This window comes from Facklamia sp. 7083-14-GEN3 (assembly GCF_024742075.1).
In the GTDB taxonomy this organism is placed as follows: Bacteria; Bacillota; Bacilli; order Lactobacillales; family Aerococcaceae; genus Facklamia.
In genome coordinates, this window is the sequence record NZ_JANSGD010000001.1 from 63,106 (window position 1) to 87,409 (window position 24,304).

The 24,304-nt window shown below is 35.8% G+C and carries 22 protein-coding genes; 19 read left to right on the plus strand and 3 right to left on the minus strand.

Annotation, left to right across the window (positions count from 1 at the left end; translation table 11 throughout):
• Nucleotides 1–267: 267 nt before the first annotated feature.
• The 14 genes from NW240_RS00245 to NW240_RS00310 all read left to right on the plus strand — a co-directional run bounded on the left by NW240_RS00245 (nucleotide 268) and on the right by NW240_RS00310 (nucleotide 16,128).
• The gene (locus tag NW240_RS00245) at nucleotides 268–1,200 is read left to right on the plus strand and encodes a nitronate monooxygenase family protein (RefSeq protein WP_258435419.1); all 933 of its coding nucleotides are present in this window, start codon (nucleotides 268–270) and stop codon (nucleotides 1,198–1,200) included.
• Nucleotides 1,201–1,415: 215 nt separating this feature from the next.
• On the plus strand, nucleotides 1,416–2,045 hold the full coding sequence (locus tag NW240_RS00250; RefSeq protein ID WP_258435420.1) for a GNAT family N-acetyltransferase: 630 nt from the start codon (nucleotides 1,416–1,418) through the stop codon (nucleotides 2,043–2,045).
• Nucleotides 2,046–2,226: 181 nt separating this feature from the next.
• Complete coding sequence (locus NW240_RS00255) at nucleotides 2,227–3,177, plus strand: metal ABC transporter solute-binding protein, Zn/Mn family (protein ID WP_258435421.1); 951 nt, start codon at nucleotides 2,227–2,229, stop codon at nucleotides 3,175–3,177.
• Nucleotides 3,178–6,411 carry a pneumococcal-type histidine triad protein gene (locus tag NW240_RS00260; RefSeq protein ID WP_258435422.1) on the plus strand — a complete coding sequence of 1,078 codons (3,234 nt, stop codon included), beginning with the start codon at nucleotides 3,178–3,180 and terminating at the stop codon, nucleotides 6,409–6,411.
• 178 nt (nucleotides 6,412–6,589) lie between these two features.
• Nucleotides 6,590–6,796, plus strand: a complete 207-nt coding sequence (locus NW240_RS00265; RefSeq protein ID WP_258435423.1) for a hypothetical protein — start codon at nucleotides 6,590–6,592, stop codon at nucleotides 6,794–6,796.
• A 177-nt stretch (nucleotides 6,797–6,973) separates the two neighbouring features.
• Entirely contained in the window at nucleotides 6,974–7,801 is an 828-nt protein-coding gene (locus NW240_RS00270) for a sulfurtransferase (protein ID WP_258435424.1), read from the plus strand.
• 13 nt (nucleotides 7,802–7,814) lie between these two features.
• Nucleotides 7,815–9,224, plus strand: a complete 1,410-nt coding sequence (gene rlmD / locus NW240_RS00275; protein ID WP_258435425.1) for a 23S rRNA (uracil(1939)-C(5))-methyltransferase RlmD — start codon at nucleotides 7,815–7,817, stop codon at nucleotides 9,222–9,224.
• A 478-nt stretch (nucleotides 9,225–9,702) separates the two neighbouring features.
• A complete protein-coding gene (locus NW240_RS00280) occupies nucleotides 9,703–10,449 on the plus strand; it encodes a GntR family transcriptional regulator (RefSeq protein ID WP_258435426.1) in 747 nt (248 codons plus the stop codon).
• A 19-nt stretch (nucleotides 10,450–10,468) separates the two neighbouring features.
• Nucleotides 10,469–11,452 carry a siderophore ABC transporter substrate-binding protein gene (locus NW240_RS00285; protein ID WP_258435427.1) on the plus strand — a complete coding sequence of 328 codons (984 nt, stop codon included), beginning with the start codon at nucleotides 10,469–10,471 and terminating at the stop codon, nucleotides 11,450–11,452.
• Between the two features lie 28 nt (nucleotides 11,453–11,480).
• Nucleotides 11,481–12,443: an ABC transporter permease gene (locus NW240_RS00290; protein WP_258435428.1), complete on the plus strand. Its 963-nt coding sequence runs from the start codon at nucleotides 11,481–11,483 to the stop codon at nucleotides 12,441–12,443.
• The gene (locus NW240_RS00295; protein ID WP_258435429.1) at nucleotides 12,443–13,474 is read left to right on the plus strand and encodes an iron chelate uptake ABC transporter family permease subunit; all 1,032 of its coding nucleotides are present in this window, start codon (nucleotides 12,443–12,445) and stop codon (nucleotides 13,472–13,474) included. Before NW240_RS00290 ends, NW240_RS00295 begins: the two co-directional genes overlap by 1 nt.
• Nucleotides 13,471–14,223: an ABC transporter ATP-binding protein gene (locus tag NW240_RS00300; RefSeq protein ID WP_258435430.1), complete on the plus strand. Its 753-nt coding sequence runs from the start codon at nucleotides 13,471–13,473 to the stop codon at nucleotides 14,221–14,223. The genes NW240_RS00295 and NW240_RS00300 overlap by 4 nt, the downstream gene beginning before the upstream one ends.
• A gap of 702 nt (nucleotides 14,224–14,925) precedes the next feature.
• Nucleotides 14,926–15,375 carry a GNAT family N-acetyltransferase gene (locus NW240_RS00305; RefSeq protein ID WP_258435431.1) on the plus strand — a complete coding sequence of 150 codons (450 nt, stop codon included), beginning with the start codon at nucleotides 14,926–14,928 and terminating at the stop codon, nucleotides 15,373–15,375.
• A gap of 237 nt (nucleotides 15,376–15,612) precedes the next feature.
• Nucleotides 15,613–16,128 (plus strand): hypothetical protein, encoded by a 516-nt coding sequence (locus NW240_RS00310; RefSeq protein WP_258435432.1) that lies wholly within the window; start codon nucleotides 15,613–15,615, stop codon nucleotides 16,126–16,128.
• Nucleotides 16,129–16,665: 537 nt separating this feature from the next.
• Here the strand turns inward: NW240_RS00310 and NW240_RS00315 are convergent.
• Together NW240_RS00315 and NW240_RS00320 are read right to left on the minus strand one after the other, a co-directional pair.
• On the minus strand, nucleotides 16,666–17,277 hold the full coding sequence (locus NW240_RS00315) for a hypothetical protein (protein WP_258435433.1): 612 nt from the start codon (nucleotides 17,275–17,277) through the stop codon (nucleotides 16,666–16,668).
• 98 nt (nucleotides 17,278–17,375) lie between these two features.
• Complete coding sequence (locus NW240_RS00320) at nucleotides 17,376–18,122, minus strand: metallophosphoesterase (RefSeq protein ID WP_258435434.1); 747 nt, start codon at nucleotides 18,120–18,122, stop codon at nucleotides 17,376–17,378.
• 245 nt (nucleotides 18,123–18,367) lie between these two features.
• Between NW240_RS00320 and NW240_RS00325 the strand changes: the two genes are divergently transcribed.
• Nucleotides 18,368–19,279: an EamA family transporter gene (locus tag NW240_RS00325; protein ID WP_258435435.1), complete on the plus strand. Its 912-nt coding sequence runs from the start codon at nucleotides 18,368–18,370 to the stop codon at nucleotides 19,277–19,279.
• Nucleotides 19,280–19,342: 63 nt separating this feature from the next.
• Here NW240_RS00325 and NW240_RS00330 read toward each other — a convergent pair whose 3' ends face one another.
• On the minus strand, nucleotides 19,343–20,245 hold the full coding sequence (locus NW240_RS00330) for a haloacid dehalogenase-like hydrolase (RefSeq protein ID WP_258435436.1): 903 nt from the start codon (nucleotides 20,243–20,245) through the stop codon (nucleotides 19,343–19,345).
• A 405-nt stretch (nucleotides 20,246–20,650) separates the two neighbouring features.
• Here NW240_RS00330 and NW240_RS00335 point away from each other — a divergent pair, with 405 nt between their 5' ends.
• The 4 genes from NW240_RS00335 (at nucleotide 20,651) to NW240_RS00350 (ending at nucleotide 24,253) form a co-directional block, all read left to right on the plus strand.
• Nucleotides 20,651–22,093, plus strand: coding sequence for a hypothetical protein (locus NW240_RS00335; protein ID WP_258435437.1), 1,443 nt, complete (start codon nucleotides 20,651–20,653; stop codon nucleotides 22,091–22,093).
• Nucleotides 22,094–22,204: 111 nt separating this feature from the next.
• Nucleotides 22,205–23,101, plus strand: coding sequence for an AbaSI family restriction endonuclease (locus NW240_RS00340; RefSeq protein WP_258435438.1), 897 nt, complete (start codon nucleotides 22,205–22,207; stop codon nucleotides 23,099–23,101).
• 70 nt (nucleotides 23,102–23,171) lie between these two features.
• Nucleotides 23,172–23,585, plus strand: a complete 414-nt coding sequence (locus NW240_RS00345) for a GNAT family N-acetyltransferase (protein WP_258435439.1) — start codon at nucleotides 23,172–23,174, stop codon at nucleotides 23,583–23,585.
• Between the two features lie 167 nt (nucleotides 23,586–23,752).
• Complete coding sequence (locus tag NW240_RS00350) at nucleotides 23,753–24,253, plus strand: AAA family ATPase (protein WP_258435440.1); 501 nt, start codon at nucleotides 23,753–23,755, stop codon at nucleotides 24,251–24,253.
• The last annotated feature ends 51 nt before the right edge of the window (nucleotides 24,254–24,304 follow it).

The window sequence follows — 24,304 nt, forward strand, 5'->3', positions numbered from 1 at the left end:
AATAAATTTAATAGATTAAAAGGTTACTAATATCACCATTAAAGTAATAGATAAATGTTGATTTTAACTGTAAGTGAACGAATGATTGAGTCAGGGCATTATGGTCAAAAATCTGCTAAAGCCTCGTATGACTATTAAGAGTTGCTATAGCTAAAAGTTTACTTATGTTACACTAGAGCTAACAATTTGAGTCCCTCATTTGATCGGATCTAGATATTTAGATATAAGTGATTAAAGAGGGAGAACTATAATTTCGGAGGTGGAAAAATGGATAGAATTTGCCAATTATTGGGGATTGAATATCCTATTATTCAAGGGGCAATGGCGAATGTGTCCCGCTATCAATTAGTGGGAGCGGTCTCTGAAGCAGGAGGACTAGGCGTGATTGCATCTGGCGGTATGTCGGCTGAGGAGTTAAGAAGACAGATTCATGAAGTTAAAAAGATGACTCAAAAGCCTTTTGCGGTAAATTTGATGTTACAAATGAAAAATATTGAGGAACTGGTCGAAGTGATCATTGAAGAAGGTGTGCCGGTGGTGACTACTGGTGCAGGAACTCCTAAGAATTTTTTACCAGCTCTGCAGCAGGCAAATGTGAAGGTGTTGCCTGTAATACCTAATGTAAAAATCGCTAAAAAAATGGAAGCCCTTGGTGTTGATGCGATCATAGCCGAAGGACAAGAAGCAGGAGGTCATATCGGACAAGTTTCAACCCTGCCTTTAGTTCGCCAAGTGATTCGTTCAGTCGATATACCTGTGGTGGCAGCTGGGGGTATTTTTGATGGCGCAGGCCTATTAGCCATGGAAGCCTTAGGGGCGAGCGGAGTACAAATGGGTTCTCTTTTTTTAAGTTCGCAAGAGAGTCCCATTAAAGAAGGTTTCAGGAATCTAATCTTACAAGCCGACGAAACGACTACAGTGGTTACTGGGCGTCGTTCAGGCCATCCGGTTCGTGTGTTACCGAATAAAATGACTGAAAAATATATTCGCTTAGAGTACGAAGGGGCCTCAGATGAGGAATTAATGAAATTAACAGAAGGCTCCATGCAACGTGCGATTTATGAAGATGATGTCGAAGAAGGATCCTTGATGTGTGGGCAATCAATTGGGTTAATTACTGAAAGTCAAAGTGTGAACGTTCTTATCCAACAATTAATGAAAGAGTATCGTGCAGCAAGATTGAGGTTATTCCAAAAATAATTACTTATAAAGAGCCACTAGAAGTTTTTAAACTTTTAGTGGTTTTTGCAGACTTTAAAATATTGATTGCTAGTGAGTGAGTAATTAACATTATTGAAAACACTATGAAAACGCTTATTATCAACACTCTTTGACAAGATTGTAAGAGTGTGTTAAGTTGAGACTATATAATATTATGAGAATGTTAATATCACAATGAAATTATGGAGGGATTTATGACTTTAGAAATTAGAAAAATTAAAGAAGACGATATGACTCAATTAGTGGATTTAGTCCATGAGGCATGGTTCGAAGGGGTATACGAAGAGAAGAAATTTGAAAAGGCAGCATCTGCTATTTCCCTGAACAAAGCGCTTTATAACAGCTCATTAGGACGCGTTGCCGTTCTTGATGGAGAAATTGTTGGCATGATTCTTTGTTCAACGAAAGAAGCAGATTCGACTTTTAGAATGTTTCAATTAGACTTTATTGACAAGTTGATTACCCTATCCAACCAAGCACAGCCAGATGAAGTTGAACGAGTAATTCGCGTCTTCCAAAGTGAACGTCAAGCTTATAACCAATTGATTAAAGGTTATGAAGATAGCTTTGATGCTAGTATTGAATATATTGTGGTATCTGAAAGAGCACGTGGTAATGGAGTAGGTAAAAAATTAATAAGTGAAGTTTTTGATCATTTTAAAGAACAAGACTTAGAAAGTGTTTATCTTTTTACAGATACAGATTGTAATTATCGCTTTTATGATTACCTTAATTTTGACCGGATCAATGAGACACGTATTAAATTACCAACAAAAGAGGGCTTTAGATATCGTGATGAATTTATGTATGCCTATACACTTTAATAGAAAAATTTAAGACAGCTTAATCCTTTAGGATTAGGCTTTTTTTAATGCATAAAATTAAATAATCAAAAAATCATTTAATTTTTATTGACATGAAAATAAAAAGACTGTAAGATACACTTTGCAAATGATAATAATTACTATTTATCAATTGCGATAAAACTATTAAAAAGGAGAAGCTATGAAGTATCATCAATTAACAAAAAAATATTGCCTAGTTCTTTGCCTTATGGCTAGCTTTTTACTAACTATTTCTTCGATTCAACTTGTTCAAGCAGAAGAAGAGACAAAAATAGTCACTTCCTTTTACCCTATGTATGCCTTGACCAAGGAAATCGTTGGCGATAAACACCCTGTTTTTATGATTAATTCAGCGAACGGGATTCATGGCTTTGAACCCTCGGCCAATGATGTAATGGCCATTTATGACGCAGATATTTTTATTTATCATTCAGATATCTTAGAATCTTGGGCTCAAAAAATTAAGCACAATGTCGAAAAGCAAAAGCAATCTGATGTGATTATTATAGAAGCATCTAATGGCTTGGACATGGAAAAAGTGCCGGGACTAGAAAATCTAGAATTAATGGAGGGTAAAGACGGATCGACCCTTTACGATCCACATACCTGGTTAGATCCGATAGAAATAGGCGAAGAAGCTAAGTTGATTGCTCAAGCTTTAGGGGAAGTAGATAGAGACAACGAAGATTTCTATCAGCAAAGAGCGGAAAGCATTGTAGCTCAAGCTAAAGTTTTAACGGACAAATACACCCCTCTATTTAAAAAAAATAAGCAAAAGACTTTTGTCACTCAGCATACAGCTTTTTCTTATTTAGCCACACGCTTTGGTTTGACACAGTTGGGAATAGCGGGCGTTTCAGGACAAGAGCCCAGTGTGAAACAATTACAAGAAGTTAAAAAGTTTGTAGAAAAATATCAAGTCAAAACTATCTTTACCGAGCCGAATATTTCAGATAAAGCTTCACAACTGATAGCCCAAGAGACCGGAGCAAGGGTAGAAGTTTTGGATCCCTTAGAAGCGGATCCCCATAATGATTTAAGTTTACTAGCTAATTTAGAAAATAATTTACAAAAACTATTAAATGTTTTACAAGAAGAAGGAGAGAAATAAATGAAACCATCCAAATTACTGTTATCATCTGCCGCTTTATTGACCCTCTTAAGTTTGAATGGCCCAATAAAGCCAATTAATGCTCAAGAAACGAAAGACTCTGCCATTAATTATATTGAAGGTAGCAAAGATGAAGAGCAAAGTAATCATTCAAGCACCGAAAACCGCACCATGGAAGAAATTTCAATGGAAGAAGGCATTGCAGGCGAGCAAATAATTGTTCAGATCAATAGTGAGGGCTATGTAACCTCTCACGGTGATCACTATCATTATTTCAATGGAGAAGTTCCTAGTGATGCTATTTTTTCAGAAGCGGTCCTAGCTCCTGAAGACTATCAATTGAATGACGAAGATTTTGTCAGTCAAACGGATGAAGGTCAAATAGTTTTAATAGATGACCAATATTATCTTTATTTAGAAAATCCAGATCAAGCTAAGAACCTACGGTCTTTAGAAGAAGTGTTACTACAGTCATATAGTATAGATCCTGTCGATGCAAAGGCTATTTATGATTTGATGGAAGAATATGACCTTGGCGAAGATGCCATTATTACTTATGAATTAGAACGTACTCCTCAAGAGGTAGCTGAACAAAAAGGGATTGAAGGAGAGCATGTTGTTGTCTATCTAACCGAAGAAGAGTTTGTTACCAACCATGCTTTTGATTTGCATGTTTTTTATGGTGACGTTGATCCAGAGGCAGTTTTCTCTGAAAGACTTTTGACACCGGAAGATTATCAATTGAACCAAGAAGATGTAGTAGCAGAAATTAAGAATGGGTACATTGTAAAGCTTGAAGATAAGTACCAAGTTTATATAGCTCCTGAAGATCGGTCCCAAGCTGATAATATCCGAACTTTCCAGGATATCGAAGATCAAGTAATAAGCAGTCAAAAGGTTTTTAAACAAGCCGGTGGAGTACGTAAAGATGTAGCCAATACAGTAGCAGCTGGTGAAGTGTGTGGATCAGGTAGCCGCAATTCCAGTGGAGCTTATGTAACGGATGATGGATATGTCTTTAGCCCTTATGATGTTATTCAAGATTTAGGCAATGGCTTTATTGTTCCCCATGGCGACCACTTCCACTTTATTCCAAAGTCTGATTTAACGCCTCAAGAATTAGCCATTGCACAGTCAGTTTTATCAGCTGGTAAACATGCACAAGCTAACAACAAAAAAGATGATAAAGGAAACCATGATCATATTATTCATGACAAGCCTAATGATCATGAGGGGCCTTACACAACGGATGATGGATATGTCTTTTCAGTGGGATCCATTACTAAGGTAACGGATACAGGCTTAATTGCTGCGCATGGTAGTCACTTCCATTTTGTTCCCTTTGCTCACTTAAACAAAGGTGAATTAGCTCAAACTCAAGCATATATTCAAAAGAAATTCGGAATTAAACGCAATTTATTGGCTGAGTTTGGTTTTGTCAATGAAGACAACAAAGTGAAAAAACCTAAGGATAAAGAAGCTTCTCAAAGTGATGACAAGATACCTGACAAGTCAACAGGAAATGATCAAGGCAATAGAGATGAAATAAAATCAGAATATCAAAGGCTATTAGCCAAACTCTATGCTTTACCAGCCAACCAACGTCATACTGAATCGGATGGTTTGGTATTTGACCCGGAACTCGTTACGGATGAGATTGATGGAGACTTCGTTTTACCTCACGGTGATCACTTCCATGTTATTCCGCGTTCAAGCCTATCAGATTTAGAAATTAAATTAGCAGAAATGAAATTAGGCAAACGTCCATCAGTCGATGTGAAGCCAAAAGATCCAGAAGTTGATAAACCAGCTAAAGACGATAACGAAAAACCGGCTAAACCAGATCAACCAAGTCTACCTGACAAGTCTAGCCAACCGGACCAACCAAAAGCAGATGGGAAAGTTGATTTCTTAGCTCAAAATTATAAGAAGTCGGCTAAGGGTATGGACGGTAAACCCTATACAACGGATGATGGCTATGTTTTCACACCAGAAAGTATTCTAAACTATTCTGAAAAAGGGATTACGGCTGAGCATGAAGGACACACTCACTTTATTCCTTTTGCTGATTTAGATGATAGTGAATTGAAAGCAGCTGCTGACTTCATCAATCAGCGAAACATTAAAGAAGCCGAAGAAAGTAACTATACAGAAGAAGAAATTGCAGCCAAACTAGCCTATATTTCTTTGGAAAATGGGGTAGCCATTGAAGACCTGGAAGTCAACGGTAATGAAGTGATTATTCCCCATGGTAATCATTCACATACAGCCAATATGGATAAAATTCCGACTGAATTAAAGCAGTCTAACTTTACATCGAAAGAAGACTATCAAACGAAATTGATTACGCTTAAGATGAGTGAGGTATCACGCAATAAGAAATATATTGATGTTTGGCGTAAAGACGCTACCATTTATGCCTTAACGAAAGACTATAAAGTAGTAGAGTTACCATTAGATGAAGTAGAACTACCGATTAAATATGACCAAGTCCTATTAAAAGATGTTAAAACAGCAGATGATCCACTTTTTGAAAAGAAAGTCTATGTGGCTCAACGTTATAAAGTTAAGCCATCTGATATGTTTATCTTTAATGGTCGTATCAAAGTGGGTGACCTTAATTTAGTGATTGATGCTATTGATGTGACAGAAGCCTACGAAACAAATTCAAATGATTCGCCAGAAACTGAAGAAAAAGTTGATGAAGAATCTGCCAATGAAGAAGTTAGTCATCAATCGGTCATTGAATACATAAAAAACTACTATGGCAAGGCTGCTAAGTCCGTTAAGTACGGAAAAGGTTTTGGATATATCGTGACGCCAGCTTCAGGAGCAGAGAATGTATTAATTATAGAGTCTGAAGCAAGAGCAGCAATGGAAAAGAAAGAGGCATTGCCAGAGCTTGCTGGGAAAGCTGATGAAAAAGAGCCAGAGGCTGAAGGCTCTTCAAATAATGCACCTTCCCAAGAAATTTCGATGGAAGAATTGAAAAATTTTGTGGGTAATTACTATGGAGTAAACCCGTCAAGTCTTCAAATTTTTGCAGGTATGGTAATCGTTCCCAATCCTAATCCGGATTTTGCCAACCTCAATCTTACGATTGAACAAGTAAAGCTTGCTTATCAAACGAATGGTGAACTACCTGTTATGCCACAAGTTGATCCTTTTGCGGAAGAAGAGATTGGAGAAGGAAATGAATATAATTTAGATGATGCAGAAATAGCCAATCAATAAAACAAAGATTATAGCAAAGTAATGTTAAGAGTCCTTGGTAATGATCAGAGGACTCTTAATTACTTTAGTTAGAACAGTAAATGTAACTATTTATATCATGCAAATAAAAATGATAGACAAGAAAGTAGCCATATTTTATAATCGGAATGAAAAATTTTGATTATAAGGGGTAAAACTTATGGCTAAGAAATATCAGTGCATCTATTGTGGGGGAGAATTTTCCAAGTCTAAGATTGACTGGGAGGGTTCAGAACCTGAATTTGGCGATTACTACTGCATAGCATGTAGCGAATCCCTTGTACAAGCTGGTATTAATGCGATGAATCCTAATGGTAACGGATATGATGAAGATGGAATTTGGGACGAGGAAAGGTTAGGATTTTAAAGTATTAAAGCATTTCATTTAAATAAAAATAGGAAATAAGACTTCTATCTATAGGAGTCTTATTTTAATTGCCGACTACAAGCCATCTAAGTAGCTAAGGAATGTTTATTCATTCATGCTATAATATAGGAACAATCTTAAACCTTTACCTTAAAGTAGTAAGAAAAGAGGTATCTTATGAAGCACTTTATTGAAACAGATGAACTCAGCCAATATCCAGGAGCCATCCTTATCGATGTGACACTGGGAAATGATCTAGCCAGTGGCTATGACCGCTATTTAGCCGGACATTTAGCCGGCGCTTTTTATTTAGCTATGGAAGAAGACCTTTCAGGACCGGTGACGGATCAATCAGGCAACCATCCCTTACCCGATCGTCAGATTTTCCAAAAGAAATTGCAGGCTATGGGGGCTAATCAAGCTTCTTATTTTGTTATTTACGATGGTGGCGAAGGGCAAGGCAGTGCTCGTTTGTGGTTTTTATTGAAATATTTTGGGATTAAACAAGTTAAAATTATCCAAGGAGGACGCTCAGCCATCGAAGAAGCAGGGTTAGCTTATACGCAAAGCTTACCTAAAAAAGTTCAACCGGGTGACATTCAGTTAGAAGCCAATCAGGCTTTATTAGTAGATTTTGATCAAGTACAAGCCTTTAGTCAAAGTCCAGGTGAGAGACAGGTCTTAATCGATTCTCGAAGCCATGACCGCTATCTAGGACTGGAAGAACCACTCTATGATAAGGCGGGGCATATTCCGCATGCTAAGTCTTATTATTACGGCTTGGTATACGATGATAAGGGTTATATGAAATCACAGGAAAGTTTAAAAAATCACTTCAAAGATTTACAAGGCAAAAATATTATGGTGTCTTGTGGATCTGGCGTAACGGCTTGTAGTAATTTATTGGCCCTTGATGAAATAGGTCTTGAAGGAAAGTTATATCCCGGTTCTTATTCACAATGGTTGAAAAAAGACCGGGAAGTTGCTAAAGGAAATGATGAGTAGAAAGAGTGAGTGAATGAAAAAACAAATATATCCGACTGAAGTGTTAGAAGTTGAAATTACTGATTTAGACCATAAGGGAAATGGCTATGCTCGTTATGTCCATGCTCCCGATCGTGGTTCAAATGGCAAGGGCTTGAAACTATTCATTCCCAATGCGGTGCCAGGTGATAAAGTTCGCGTGACGGTACCCAATGCTAAGGGTAGAAAGCAAGCGGTCGTTCCTTTTGATGAACTCATTGAGGCCAGTCCGGATCGCAACCTTGATATTCCAATCAAAGAAGCCAATGCCGGCGGAACACCCTTGATTTCTATGACCTATGCGGCTCAATTAGCCTATAAGACCCAAGAAGTAAAAGACCATTTAGAAAGTCAGGGTTTCGATTCAACTTGTGTGCGTCCGATTATTGGCATGGATAATCCGACCCGCTACCGTAACAAGATGGAATTAACCTTCGGGGCTGAAGGGGCTATCGGTATGCATGAACAAGGTAACTTCACCAAAATCATCGACATGAAAGATTCCGTTCTTGCTCCCAAACTTTTTGTTGAAGTAAAGGAAGTAGTGGCTGACTGGCAAAAAGATTATCAATTATCTTATTATGATAAACAAACTCAACAAGGACTCTTACGCAATCTCTTATTGCGTCAATCCTTTGTCACTGGTGAATTGATGGTAGTAATTTATGCCACTGAGGCACCGGTCCAAATGCAAGAAGCAGTCGATGACTTGACTCAACGGTTAAGTCAGCGCTTTGACCAATTAGAAAGTTTGCAATGGATTCTCCACAAGGAAGCGACGGAACGCATTCAGGCCGACGAAACGTTTATTCTTCATGGGCGCGATTATATTAATGATGAATTAAATGGCTTTCGCTATCGCATTTGGCCGGAGACCTTCTTCCAAGCCAATCCGGTGCAAGCAGAAAAATTGGTGCAATTAGCCTTGGACTTAGCCCAGGTCAATGATCAAATGCGAGTGTTAGATCTTTTCTGTGGAGTGGGGACTTTTAGCTTACCTCTGGCTGAAAAGGCTAAAGACTTAGCCGGAATTGAGATTGTCGATCAGTCGATTCAATCGGCTATTCGTAATGCGACCGATAATGGCTTAGGCAACACCTTTTTTATGACCAGTGATGCGAGAAATGGCTTGAAACGATTGGAAGCAGAGTGGGGACACCCTGACTTATTACTATTAGACCCTCCACGTTCTGGAGCCGGTGGAAAAGTCATGCGTGCCATTGGAAGATTTGGTACTGATAAAATCGTCTATGTCTCTTGCTTCCCTAAAAGCCTGGCAGAGGATTTGGTTTGGCTGAAGGACTTTGGCTATGAATTAGTATCTGTTCAACCGGTTGACCAATTCCCCCATACGACGCATGTGGAGTGTGTGGTGTTGATTGAAAAGAAAAATTCAAATTTATAAGGTTTACATCAATTTTATATATTGAGAAAAGCTCCGAATAAGGAGCTTTTTTTTGGATTACTAAACATTGAGAAAATATGGGATTGAATGCTTGATGCATAAGATTAATCATTCGGAATTATTAATAATATTGTCTTGAGTAGGCAACTTAAAATTATAAATATATATTGATTTTAATAACTCAAATAAAAAGAGGTATGAGATGTTTTGAGATTGAATTTGAAATGAAAGAGAATATTTTTGAATTTAGCAATAATTCTATTTATAAACAAACTGAATGTTTACTTAGAGAGGAACTGTATTGAAAATAAGACAAAGAATACTAAAAATTAGTTTAATGCGAGTCGATAATCAATAAATTCCAACAGTCACCATAAAAAACATTTTTCGAAAAAATGTTTTTTTATTATGGTAATTTATTCACATTGTGTGTTAATCTATTTAAGTAAAAATGATTTGTCATGAGAGGAGGCTTGAGATGCCATTAGGAGCGGTGTCAAAAAAGGTCTATCAATATATTAAATCAGGGATTATTTCAGGGATGTGGGATAATCAAGAACGGATTAATGAGCAGAAATTAGCGAAGGAATTAGCTGTCTCTCGGACTTCTATCCGAAAAGCTATGAAAATCTTGGAAGAAGAAGGATTCTTGCAATCGATTGATAATCGAGGAATGATTGTTACTTATTTGACGGATAGGGACGTGGAGGAAGTGTATCAATGCCGCCAAGCTTTAGAAATGGCATGGTTCCAGCAGTTACAACAACGTATCTCTGAGCATGATGTAATAAGATTATTGAGTCAGCTTAATCAATTAAAAGCTTTGGAAGTATCCGGTAAACAGATAAATGTTTGGCAGGTAGAGGCTGATTTTTATAATCGATTATTCACTGCGGTAGAATTACCGGTCTATCAGGAGATGTTGACAGTGGCAATGAAGCGGCTTCGTTTTATGCAACAAGCAGGGTCGGTGTCTAGTCGTGATCAAGATATTTTTCTTCGTTATTATCGTCAAATTTTAGTGTGTCTTAATCATGCCAATCACCAAATTTTAAAAAGAATTGTCAGACAAACACTCGAATTTAGTCAAAGCCTGGCTATTGAATCACTTGGAGGAAAGCACGACCACCATCAAGGGGCAACTAGCTTTAGTACACATGGAGAAATGTTTGAGTGTCTAGAAGCGGACTGTCCGCTATTAACCGCATTTATGCGACCATCTTAAAATGAAAGAGGAGAATGATATGAAAAAATTTGTATGGGAAATAGTTGCTATTTTAATGTTAGTTACTGGCTTATTTGTAGGTCTAACGACTCAAGCTGTTTTGGCTCGAGAAACGGTGACTATCGAGGATATTCATGGAAAACAAGAGGTAATGGTTATGCCTGAGCGGGTAGCAGCTTTAGATAATCGTACTTTTGCTACCTTGGCAGACTGGGATGTGAAATTAGTGGCGGCACCCAAAGCAATCATGTCGAAAGATAATCCATATGTGGAGGATGAATCCATTGTAGATATCGGTAACCATCGAGAGCCAGACTTTGAATCCTTGGTGGCAGCAGATCCTCAAGTAGTGATTGTTGGTCAACGTTTCGCCAGTCACTATGACACCATTAAAGAATTACTTCCTGAAGCTGTGATTATTGACTTCTCATGGGATGTTACCCAGTCAGGCGATAAGACAGGAACCAACCTTATTAATATGTTGAAAGAATCGACCCGAAATTTAGGTCAACTATTCAATAAAGAAAAAGAAGCTGATCAATTAGTAGCGGATTTTGATGAAGCGATGGCGCAAGTTAAAGAAGCTTATCCAACAAATGCTAAAGTTATGGGATTGATTACAACAGGCGGTGAGATGGGGTATTCAGCAGCTGGAACGGGTCGCCTCTGGGGACCCTTATTCCAGATATTCAATATGCAAGAAGCATTGACCTTAGAAAAATCCGGATCTAACCATCAAGGAGAAGATATTTCCGTAGAGGCGATTGCGCAAGCGAATCCGGATATTTTATTAGTTTTAGACCGTGATGCAGCTTTATCATCGGTTGATAATGCTGTGCCCGCCCAAGAAATTATTGAACAAGCTCCGGCACTCAAAGAAGTAACGGCTGTTAAAGAGGGGCATATTCTCTATGCACCTCAAGACACTTATTTAAATGAATCCATTCAAACCTTTACTCAACTTTTTAAGGATATGGCTAACATGATGGCTACTATGAAATAATTTTGACGTTTTAAAGGAGTGTCAACCAGTGAATCGATCTAATCACAAAAAACAAAAAGGCCTCTGGCTATGGAGCTTAGCTTTTATTATTTTGGTTATCTTATCCTTAAGGACAGGAGCCTATACCGGTCAAGGCCAGGCAGTGACAATTGATATATTCTGGTTGACGCGGGTTCCTAGAACTATTGCCTTGGTCATTTCAGGAATGGCTATGGCCTTATCAGGATTAATCTTACAATTATTAACCCAGAACCGTTTCGTTGAACCTTCAACCAATGGGACAACGGAATGGGCAGGTTTAGGCTTAATGTGTAGCTATGGCTTTTGGCCAAATTCACCAATCTTTTTCAAGATGTGTATAGCCATTGTCTTCTCCTTGGGAGGGACTTGGCTATTTCTTTGGGTACTGAGTCGTCTTCGAATGCGATCCACATTAATCGTTCCTTTGGTGGGGATGATGATTGGATCTGTGGTCTCAGCAATTTCTTCTTATATAGCCTTAACATTGAATCTTAGTCAAACCTTGGAAGTTTGGTTTTCTGCCTCATTTGCATCAATGCAAGAAGGTAGGTATGAACTGTTATGGTTGATCTTAGTTGTTATTTTCTTCATTTATCGATTAGCTGACCGGTTGACAGTCACCTCTCTTGGCAAAAATATGGCAACCAATCTTGGTGTGGATTATGAAAAAATATTGTGGTGGGGATCTGCTCTAACAGCTGTTGCTGTAGGAATTGTAGCTACCGTTGTGGGGAATATTCCCTTTATAGGCTTGATCGTTCCCAATCTTCTGTTCTTGATGCGTGGAGATGATTTAAAATCCAATCTATTGTGGATTATGTTGATGGGTGCAAATATTTTACTTGCTTGTGATTTATTAGCGCGAACAATTGTGGCACCTTTGGAATTCCCTATATCAATCATCTTGTCATTAATAGGGGCGTCAGTCTTTTTATTTATTTTAATTAAACATCGTAGGAGGTTAACTTAATGCTAGACCTATCGTTAACTTCATTTAAAGCGAAACAAGCTGTTGCCTTTGGGAAATTAAGACATGCCAAACAGTTTTGGTTGTTAATAGGATTGATCTTGTTTGTAGCCGGTCTTCTTACCTATTTATTGTTAACTTTTAATAATCCTGTTCCGATGTCCTCACCGGCTTATACACGGATAGTGAGTCGAAGGATGAATGCGGTAATTTCGATGGCCTTAGCGTCCATTTGTCAAGGAATGGCGACGGTGGTCTTCCAATCTGTCACTGCCAACCGCTTAATTACTCCCTCATTACTGGGATTCGAGGCAGTATATGGTTTAATCCAGACTGCTGGTGTCTTTGTCCTCGGAATTCCCGTTTTAATGTCAATCGATCCTGTCGCCATGTTTGGCATAGAGATCATCGTCATGGTAGGGCTATGCCTTCTCTTATATACAACCCTACTAAATGGCTTTGTTAAAAATACACATTGGATGTTATTAGTTGGGATTATTGCTGGATCTGTTTTAAGATCTTTATCAAGCTTTATGCGTAAATGGTTAGATCCCGCTGATTATGATATCTTGCAAGCGCGATTGATGTTATCAGTCAACCATGCAGATCAAAATTTGATTCCTATAGCATTCGTATTCGTTCTTATAGCAGCTATATTATTATGGCGCCTTTCCCCTCAATTGAATGTATTGGCTTTGGGGAAAGATATGGCGACTATGCTAGGTTTAAATTACCGCAAATTTTTGATTGGAATCTTAAGTCTAGTAGCCATTTTGATGAGTGTTTCGACAGCCTTGGTAGGGCCGATTACCTTTTTAGGATTTCTAGCAGCAGCTTTAACCTATCAGGCTGTAGCTACCCATGATCACCGTTATTTATTACCAGTAGTGAGCGTAATGGCCTATGTAATTTTATCCGGTTCTTATTTTATTTTGTATCATGTGGTCGATACTCAAGGATCAGTTGCTATCATTATAGAGTTTATCGGAGGCCTGTCATTCCTATTCGTCTTAATAAGGAGGAAAAAATTGTGATTCAATTAGAAAATGTTAAAAAGGTTTACAATGACCAAGTCAGCATTGGCCCCATTAATGTATCCTTACCTAAGGCGAGTATTACAGCGATGATTGGCCCTTCAGGTGCTGGAAAATCTACTATCTTAACCATGATGGGACGCTTGTTGTCTCTTGATCAAGGGAAGGTGACGATGGGAGGGATAGATATTCATCAACAACCTTCGGATGAAGTGGCCAAACACCTCGCAGTTCTCCTGCAAGAAAATCATTTTACAGCTCGGCTAACCGTCAGACAGCTAGCATACTTCGGTCGCTTTCCCTCAAATAAGGGACGCTTATCTCAGAAAGATTATGAACGTGTCGATTATTATTTGGAATTTTTAGGCTTATTAGCCATACAAGATCGATATCTGGATGAGATATCAGGCGGACAACGACAGCGTGCCTTTATTGCCATGGTTCTTTGCCAAGAAACGGAATACATCTTATTGGATGAACCGCTCAATAATTTAGATATTGCGCATTCAGTGAATTTGATGAAACAATTGCGCTTGGCCTGCGATCAATTTGGCCGTACAATTGTCATTGTTCTGCATGATATCAATATGGCTTCACAGTACGCCGACTATATTTGCGCGATTAAAGATGGTCAACTCTTTCAGGCAGGTAAAGTGAAGGACGTAATGAAAAGCCAAACATTATCAGATTTGTTTCAAACACCGGTGGATGTAATGGAAACTGATCGAGGCTTAGTGGCTGTATATTAAAAAGCTTTGGCAATCATAAATGATAAAATGAGTCTTAAACACAGACAATATTTTTAATTTTTTTCTACGGCCTGTAGCCTATACTCGATAGGTGAAAGGCCGTTTAGTTTTCTCTTTCATATAATAATTATCAAGTTAGGCCTGATCTTATTTAGTATCACAAATATTTGTCGTGATCATTGATTAATAGTAGAAAGTCGATACATAAGTATTTCTATTATCAAAAAAATCCTAAAATTACATAGAGAGTGCTTATAGTTGTTTGAAAAAATAAAATAAAGAAGATGGTAAGAACAAAGTTCCTGATGTTTGTAGCGTTTGAGGGGCTTTTTAATTGTGAAATTATCTCAACTATTAGGGTGAATTTAGAGGTTGTATGTGTGAATGAATCTCTCCATTGAAGTAGGCTATTATATGGTTTGTAAAAATAAGCCCGAGTAATCATTAGCTTACTTTGATATAATAATTGATAGATAATTAGCCATATAGAAGGCGAGACTATGAAAAAGAATAAAAGAATAAAATATATTCTAGTTCTTACCAGTTCGATTAAGCGTATAAAGATATATTGTTGATTAACATTAAGTATGCCAGAAAATCGTTTAACTGTAGGAAGTAAAAGTGGGTAATAATGCGAATGTTTGGTAAGAATTCTGAAATGATATAAAGTTTTATTCGAAACAAAGAGATAGGGTGAATTACTTGAAATTAGCTAAAATTACAGAGCAAAATATCTATGATGTTATGGCACTTAAGCTTAAGTCGGATCAAAACCTTTTTGTGAGGGACCCACTCTTTTCTTTAGCTGAGAGTTATTATTATCGTAATGATGATACAGTGCTCTTATTTGCATTAGAAGAACAGGGTAAAGTTGTGGGATTCTTATCTTTGATAACAGAAATTGAGAAACAAACAGTTTATATTTGGCGTATTATGATTGGAGGTCAATATCAGTCAAAAGGATATGGAAGAAAAGCCTTAAGAGTGATTGAAGAATACATCCATACTCTTGAGGGATACGAAAAAATTGTATCTGATTACGCGGTCGGTAACTTAGCTATGAAGCATCTATTAGAAACAGAGGGTTATGTTGAGACTGGGAAACAAGACGATTGGAATGAAGTCGTAATGACTAAGAAATTAGTGAGATAAAATAGCTTAAATATTATTTAAAGGGCATAAAAACTGATGAGAGCCTTCTAATTTTTAAATAGTAGCCTTTTAAGAGATTAGTTTTTCATGACCAATTACCTCAGCTAACTCTGAATGAGTTGTGGTTTTTAATTGTAAAATAATAGTATCATGATTTAACGAATAAAACATCGAAACCTTGCCTTCAGTAATAATGAGTGATTTTAACAATGAACTACAAATAGAAAGATGAGAATTATGAACGTCAATTATAGAAATGAAATTTTAACGCAACTTGCTGAAACTTATTATAAATTTTTAACTTCATTAGATTATAATGATGAGAATTTTATGGTTGGTATTAAAGAAGGTAAAAGTAAGTTTCTATCTAATTTAAATATCTATCTAGCTTGTAAAATTATTCCAAATTCTAAAAATAATAAGTACTACACAACTGACTTTGTTACGGAGAAAGCCTTGCATCAATTAATGAAGGAGGATCATAAGCACTTAATTTATGAGCATATTATTCCAAAACAAAGATATATTCAGTCTGTTTGTGAAAATTTAGCTTCTAAGGGTGAGCTAAAACAAGAATTTGTTTTCAATCAATTAAATAAATATTTGTGGACTGCAACAGTAACAAAAGCTGAAGATAATTTACTCAGTAGGACTAAAATGCCAAAGGATTGGGATACTAGTAATCTTTTATCTAGATATGAAGCTGCCAACATTACTCTCATAGAACATGATAAATCATATCTACTTAATTAAGTTATCGGTTAAATTTATTTATAGTAACATTATATTCTCAATCTTTCTCGTAGCAAAATATACTGCAGCCAATTATTGATGAGCCACTTCAAGGGGGATTTTCCACTCTTATAAACAAAATTGCTTTAGAAGATTTTGGAATTGTTTTCGAGAAAATTATTAAGACATTTAGAACAAAGTGATAAGAAAATCGAGACTATAGTTATGATGTCAAAAATTGCATCAAACAAGTAAATAAAGTATTGAAAAATAAGGCTTATTCAATAGCTATCGTTAAATTGTTGGTATAGCTTGGAATAAGCCTTTTTTTTAATAAAATTTTTGGTGATAATTGGGTTTTTAAACTATTTTAGTGGAACTCAACCATTTGATAAGTTTTTCGAAAAGGTATCATAAACAAAAAAATGCTAGATTTTATATAATCAAAGAGAGAACTAAAATTTGCTACCATACTAGGATTAATTGTCCTCGGTTATTTTTTATTTCATTATTTTTTCTCAATACTCAAGACAGTTGTCAATTTATTTAAAATAAAGATTAAGATCCAAAAATAAAGGTTATATAGATTATTAAAGTTAAGAAGAATAAGAAAGTTTCAAGATTAACAAGCACTGTATTTGGCTTTATTTTTTTAAATAATGTGACTCTTTTGACTAGACTTGCATCTAAAATGATTATTAGATAATAAATGATGAACAGTCCAAATAAAAACATTATCATTGCCATTATGCCTTCTCCCTTCTGCCAAAAGCTTAGGCCCAAGAAAATAGCCCATAAACATTTGAAAACATTTACGAAACCTTCATAGGGATGGGATAATGTCGCCATCATATAGTTTGCTTGACTATCGCTTATTTTTTTATCTTCATTGTGTTTTGATATAAAAGCCAAATGACCAGTTTGTAGAGCCATTCCAGCAACTAGCAGAATTAAATAGACTGAACCAAACACACTTCCTACAAATAAAATATCTGAATCGAGTAATTGATAGAGAACTAAGGGTAAGGGGAGCCACATGGCATACATGATGGCTTGCATTAAATGCATTAGAGCATACTCATTATTCTTTGCCATCTTCTTAAAGTTAAAAAGAATGAGTAGAAATATCAAAATTCCTATCCAACCAAAAATCACTGTTGAAAATAACATCATAGCCTCCATATCTATACTTGTTTAGTACCAATTTTTTATCTCTTCAAACGAACTATTTATCTTGTTTTAATCGCTCTCGACTATCAACGAACTAGTTAACTGTTCTTCAATAATTTTTTATCTTGATTGCCATGAAAAATACTTAATAGACTTTCTTTAGCAGGTACATCATATTTGTAATAATTCAACAGGAACTCATGGTTATCATAAGGAATTTCTTTAAAAAGGCAATTAATGCAACCATTATTTTCAATGTTGATGATGACGTAATTTGCAATCGGTTTTGAATGGCACCCCAAGGCTCCAGGGTTTATATAAATCCTATGCTTTCCTCTAAAGTGATGCAAAACATGATGGTGCCCAAAACAAACCATATCAATATCTTCATCTTGATAGAGTGAATCCAGTTTTGTAGTTGAAGGTTCAGGATCTATACTTAGAAATTGATACTGATCATTTAGATGGTAATGCACAAATAAAAACTTTTTGCCGTTAATGGTCGTTTCTATTCTTTTAGGAATTTTTTCGATAAATGAAAGGTATTGTTCATCCATATGTTTTGCAATCCAATAGTGATGCTCTCTTTCTTCTCCGTGGCTTCCAGGTTCCACTCCGTTAAAAATATTGACTATATATTCATCGTGGTTGCCTCGAACATATGAAATATCGTTTCTTGAAATCAGCTTTTCAAGGACCTGATTCGTTTCATGACCAATGGCAACTAAATCTCCTAGGCAATAAATATGGTCGATATTTCCTTGTTTATCAATATCTTTCAGTACTGCATTCAGTGCAGTACTATTTCCATGGATATCCGTTAATACGGCAATACTTTTGGACATGACTTTTCACCTTATTATTTAAAAACAGCTCATTTATGAATTGATTCTTATTATATCAAATACTAGTTCAAAATATTAAAACTATAATTAAAAAGCGTTCAAATTTCACTTATTTCTTAAAATGAAAAATGAAGGTTCAATCTTCTTCAGATGACAGCAGCTGTTTGTGATAGAATTGATGAAGAATATTTTAAAACCTTAAAAATTCATTGATAAAAAGATAAGAAAGACGGAGTGGTGAGTCTATGTTTTACCTCTTTTTAGCGACTGTTTGTAGTGCTTCGATTGCCTTGCTATTTAAGTATGCCAATCAATTTAATGTCAATCAGTATTTAGTGACCTGTGCCAACTATCTTACGGCCTTTGCCATTAGTCTTTTTATGATTGTGTCTAAAGACTTACTAGTAGGTTTAGAAAAAACAAACAATTTTATGGCGGAGTTCAGCCTCTTATTGACCCAAGAATCTTACAAGCTATCTGCTTATTCCAGTGTGATATGGGCTATTTTAGTAGGTTGTATTGCAGGAGTCTTTTTCTTTTCCTCTTTTATTTATTACCAGAAAAGTATTAAAGAAAATGGCGTGGCTTTATCAGGTACCTTTTCCAAGTTGGGTATTTTAATTCCGATGCTTTTTTCGATCCTTATTTGGAGGGAGTATCCAACCAATCTTCAGTGGATTGGAATCATTTTATCCATTATATCTATTTTAATTGTCAATCTATCACCGAAAACGCTTGATAAGTTCGATCTTAAGCCCACTATTATTCTGCTCTTTCTTCTGAATGGGATGGCAGAGTTTTCGAATAAAATTTATCAAAATTACGGCTTAATTGAATATAAAAATGTCTTTTTGCTCTTTGTCTTTCTAATCGCCTTTTTGATTAGTCTGTTCTTTATCATAAAAGAGAAGGTTAAGTTTAAATTAAGAGATTTTCTGATTGGTCTTGCGGTGGGGATTCCCAATCTGTTTACTTCTTATTTCTTAATTCAATCCTTAGAAACAGTTAAGACCTCTGTTGCATTCCCCATTTTTAGTGTGGGAAGTATCGTCATTATCAACTTAGGCGGCTATTTTATATTTAAAGAGCAATTGGCTAACAAAAATAAGTTCGCTATCGGCTTAATTATTGTTGCTTTAGTCTTGATGAATCTTTAAAAGTTAAATAAGAAGGACACTATCTCATTTTAAATAAGATAGTGTCTTTTTCACGTTATTCAATTAACGATTGATTGAACGAGCGATTCTGGAAATGGTGTGTCTTCTTCCTCTGATAGCTACACTTAGGGTATAAATATTTTCAGGGAGAGACATACCATGGTAACCTGCATCTCCAATATGTTGGATATCTACTCCAGCAATTTTGTTATCGATAGCTATTCGTTTAATGGTATCGGAATCACTGGATTCTTGACTGGTTCCAATAGTCGACATAACTAAAGTCTCTTTTGAATGAGCATAGTCTACGATCTTATACAAATCATCAGGTCGAACACCAGGAACGGAGCCAATGGAAGGGACTAGTAAAACATCTGCACCAGCCGAAATAATAGCTTCAGCCACCTCTTCAGTAAGTACCGGCTCATTGACGCCAGCTCCGTGCATTTTACCGGCAATGATTAAACCTTTGAAATGATCTTTAGCCACTTTAATACTTTCCACAATCATTTTATTAGTAACCCCCACACCAGGGTTGCCTGTTAAACAGATGAAGTCCATACCTAACTCATTGGCTTTTTGGAAGGTTTCCTTATTAGCTTGTCTACCAATAGCAATTTCATTTTTACTTTCTAACATGGTTGCTTGTTGATCTACTGGTTCGAGATTGACACCGATTAGTTTGCCCGTATATTTCTTTAGTGTTTGAACAAAATCTTTTTCTTCTTCCTCGGTGAGTCCTTTAATAACAGGATTGAAAACATCCACACCATTGAGGAGAATCATATCCGACCCAAAAGCGCATGCCACTTCTGCTCCCGTTACATCTGTAATATAGGTGTCTTTTTGAGCAATGACTTCTGTTAAAACCACTCGACCTTCGCTAGCTTTAATACTTTGTTTTATCTCTTGTGCAGTCATCGTTTTAATATCAGATGTATTCGTACTGATTAATCTCTTTTTCATAATAGGTCCTTTCTAAACTTGATGTTGAATAAATTTTAAAATATTCGCTATTATTTAGCAAACGACTACATACTAATTGCGTATTAAAATATACTCAAAACAAGCACGCCATAAGTTTTTATAGTTCCACATCTATATAATAGATCTTCAATTTATTAAAATGTTTGATGGAACAGATAGATATCTCAAAGCGGGAAACGATTAGTAAAAGAGCAACATTTTTGAAAATAATTTTAATTATGAATTTATTTTGAATCTTATGAGATCAATTATATAAAATTTTTAATTATAATTTTAATCTTTAAATTTTTTGGTATAATAATTGTAACTTGATTTAAATTTTTTTAATATGCGTTTCGAATTAATTTTAGTTTTTGAATTTGTACCTTATAGGAGGATATTTGAATGAAAAAAGTGATTAGTAGTTTGCTTGTAGGGGCAATCGCTTTATCTGTGTATGCATCAAAATTTTCATTAGAAAACGTTGCAGCGGATGAAAATACAACAACGACAAGTGAAGTTCTGAATGAAGAGGAGACTCTTAACCCATTCATTGGGGTTTGGACTAATGAAGAGGGGAATGAGATCACACTGACAACACAAAAAATGTTCGTTGATGGATGGGTCCATAAAGTTGAGACCCTGGAAATTGATGACAGCGAAGCTATGAAAGTGGCTTCTATTGAGTTTGAAGAGTCTGAAGAGTTAGAAAGTCAAGAGATGACCTATTCTTCAACAGCTGACCAATTAAGTTACATGGGAAGGGAATATGAGCGAGAAGTTAATGCCAATATTGTCAATTATGTGAAGGACCAATTGAGCACTTTAGAGCCAGTTAATTTGGAGCAATTGTTGGAAGTGGATGAGAATTACTTAATGGCAGCTTATTATCAAGCTCAAGAGGACTTTGATGAGAAAGAAGATCCAATCCATGCCATTTACCTAGCTTTATCTCAAGATTATGCTGAATTAGAACTTTTGACAGAAGAAGACTATGAAGATTATTTAGTTTTAGCAGAAGATTTAGAGGATACGACTTATACGTTTGCAGAATTGAACAAAGCTCTTCCGCGAACTATTTTAGAAAACTACCGTCAATTAAAAGAAGATGAAGAAAAAAATGAAACGCTGGTTAAAGATCAACTCAAAAAGATGATTGATGAAGCCATTAAAGCCTATGAGGAACGAAAAGCTGAGTCATCAGAAGTTTATTTAGAAGATAATGAGTGGCCAGAAAAAGAAGAAGTAACCACTGCTGATAATACAGCAGCTAATAATACAGCAGCTGATAAGACCCAAGATGATCCGCATTTGCTCAAAGAGTCCGAATATGAAGTTCGTGATGGTAAGTTTAGCCAAGAGGAAGCTTATACTATTTTAGTAAAAGTGACTGGATTACCTGTTGATTATAATACTGGTTATGCAATTGCTGGGGGATATAAGTTTCCTGTCGATGGAGTCAAATACTTTGTGGTGGGAGATGGTGAAATCAATACCAGTGAAGGCGATGTTTTCAATCGTAATGAGGAATCACGTTTAGCAAGAGTAAATGAAGCCAATACGACACCGACACCAAGTTACATGGATTTGTTTCCGGATTGGTTTGATATTTATCCGGAGAATGCAGTCATCAAACCTTTTTTCCCCGATATTGCTTATAATTATTTATTGGGTAAAGAGGACTTCCCAGCCGATGCTTATATGTTTGACTTCGAGTTCAATGATGATGGTTCTTATACTTTGACCATTGCATCAAGAGATAAGATAGTTGATCCAAATATATCGGAAAAAGATGCTATCATCGATGTATTTGTTGTATATGCGGATGGGACATATTATAAAAAATAGAGATTAAAAAAATATAAATGTATGTAAAAAAATTAATGAATAGAAGGAGCAGTTGACTATAAAGTTATCTGCTCTTTTTATCTCGTTAGCAATAGTAAAGGAGTAGTATCTATGGATAAAAAAGAATATTTAGTTCGGACTTTCTCTCGGACTAAGAGAAAAGACTATGAGAATTATATTTTGAATGCGGTATGGCAACAAATGAACTATCCGCAACTTCGACCAGTCACTCAGCAATATGTTAAAAATGGTAAGAATGAATATTATTTAATTGATCTTTATTTCCCTCAACTCAATATAGGAGTGGAAGTGGATGAAGCCTATCATTTAAACAATCAAGAAAATGATAAGTTAAGAACATTAAATATCATGCAAAAGTTGGCTGCTATTCCTGAAACGGGAGATTTCAGAGTTTTTAGAATTGATGCAACCTTAAGTATTGATGATTTGCATCAAAGAATCAAAGAAGTGGCTGATGCTATCAAAAGACAAGCCATTGAAAAAGAAATCAAAATATGGGATACAGATGTCTCTATTAAAGAGTTAATTCAAGCAAAAGGTTTTCTTTCAGTAGCTGATAACTATCAATTCGACCGCATAATTGACTATGCTAACCAAGTCTTTTTGAAAGATTATCGCGGTTATCAGCAAGCAGCATTTCCAATAGAAGTCGATGGAAAACATTCGACCGCATGGAGCCCAGTTATTTCAGCAAATGGTAACGTCGAACATGCAGACTGGTATAACACTTTAAATGAAGATTGGACGGAAATAAAAGAAATCAATACCAGACACGATGATAAGTTAATCATAGTTTCTGCCAATGAAATACGTTGTGTCTTTGCTAAAATGCGTGATCCATTCGGCAAAATGAAATATCGCTATATTGGTAATTTTCAATTGATCAGTTGGACAGAGGATTATTTGGAAAGAACCTATCGTAAAGTGAGCGATCGTATTTATGTGGATTATGAGAAGGGATTGGTTTCGTTCAATCCTTTCAACTAAAGTGCATAATGATAATATGGATAATATAAGATTTAGTTAAAACATATTTCTGAGGTGTAGGATGAATATAATGTTTGAGAAATCTGCTAAGTTAAAAATTAATTTAACTAATGATCAACGAAGACAGCTTTCTTCAATTGAAAAGATTAAGAACGGATGCATGCAAGACAATGTAATTGCTTATGATATTTATAACGAGGGTGAATTGGTTGGTTTTGTCATGGCTAGACAATATAGTAGGGAAGGTTGGTTTCTTTGGAATTATGCAATTGATAAAAATTATCAAGGACAAGGTATTGGTTATCGAGCATTAGTTGAACTATTGAAGTTGATAAAAGAAAAATTTAAAGCTTCGTTGATTTCTACTACATATATTTATGGAAATGAAGCGGCAAGAAAATTATATGAAAAAGTAGGCTTTGTCGAAACAGATGTTGTTGAAGAACTCGGCTGTCACGAGGTGAACATGCTTCTTAAACTTTAATGTATCAGAACAATACAAAAAATAAGATTGATTTATTTTAAGAAATAAATATAGTGAAAATGAATTTATAATGACTATGCTTTATATGATGCATATGCAGTGAGGAGAGATATGAGTGGCTAGCTTTAAGGATTTTGACAAATTCAATATTAGAGTGGGAGAAAGTCATGCCAAAATTAATAGTAATTAGAGGAAATTCCGCCAGTGGGAAGACGACTTTAGCTAAAAGATTACAAAAAGCATTTGGCCCAAATACATTAGTGCTATCTCAAGATATCGTCCGTAGAAATATGTTATACGTCCGTGATGAAGTCGATACGGAGGCTATAAAATTATTGACTACTTTAGTAGAATATGGCTTTGCTAATAATAAAATTACCATTTTAGAGGGGATTCTAAATTCTGAATGGTATCAAGCGCTCTTTGAAAAGGCTTTGGAATTATATGGTCAAAAGAATATACATGCCTATTATTATGATTTATCTTTTGAGGAAACGCTTAGTAGGCATCTGACTCGAAACGAGCGCTTAGAATTTGGTGAAGCAGAATTAAAAAGATGGTGGAATAGAAAAGATTATATTGGCTTTATAAAAGAAGAAATATTCACTGAGGAGATAGGAATTGAAGAAGCAGTAGAGAGGATTGTTCTTGAAGTAAAGAGTGATTAGGACAACAAATTTAATATAGATAATAATTGTCAGTTTATTTGATCAACTTAA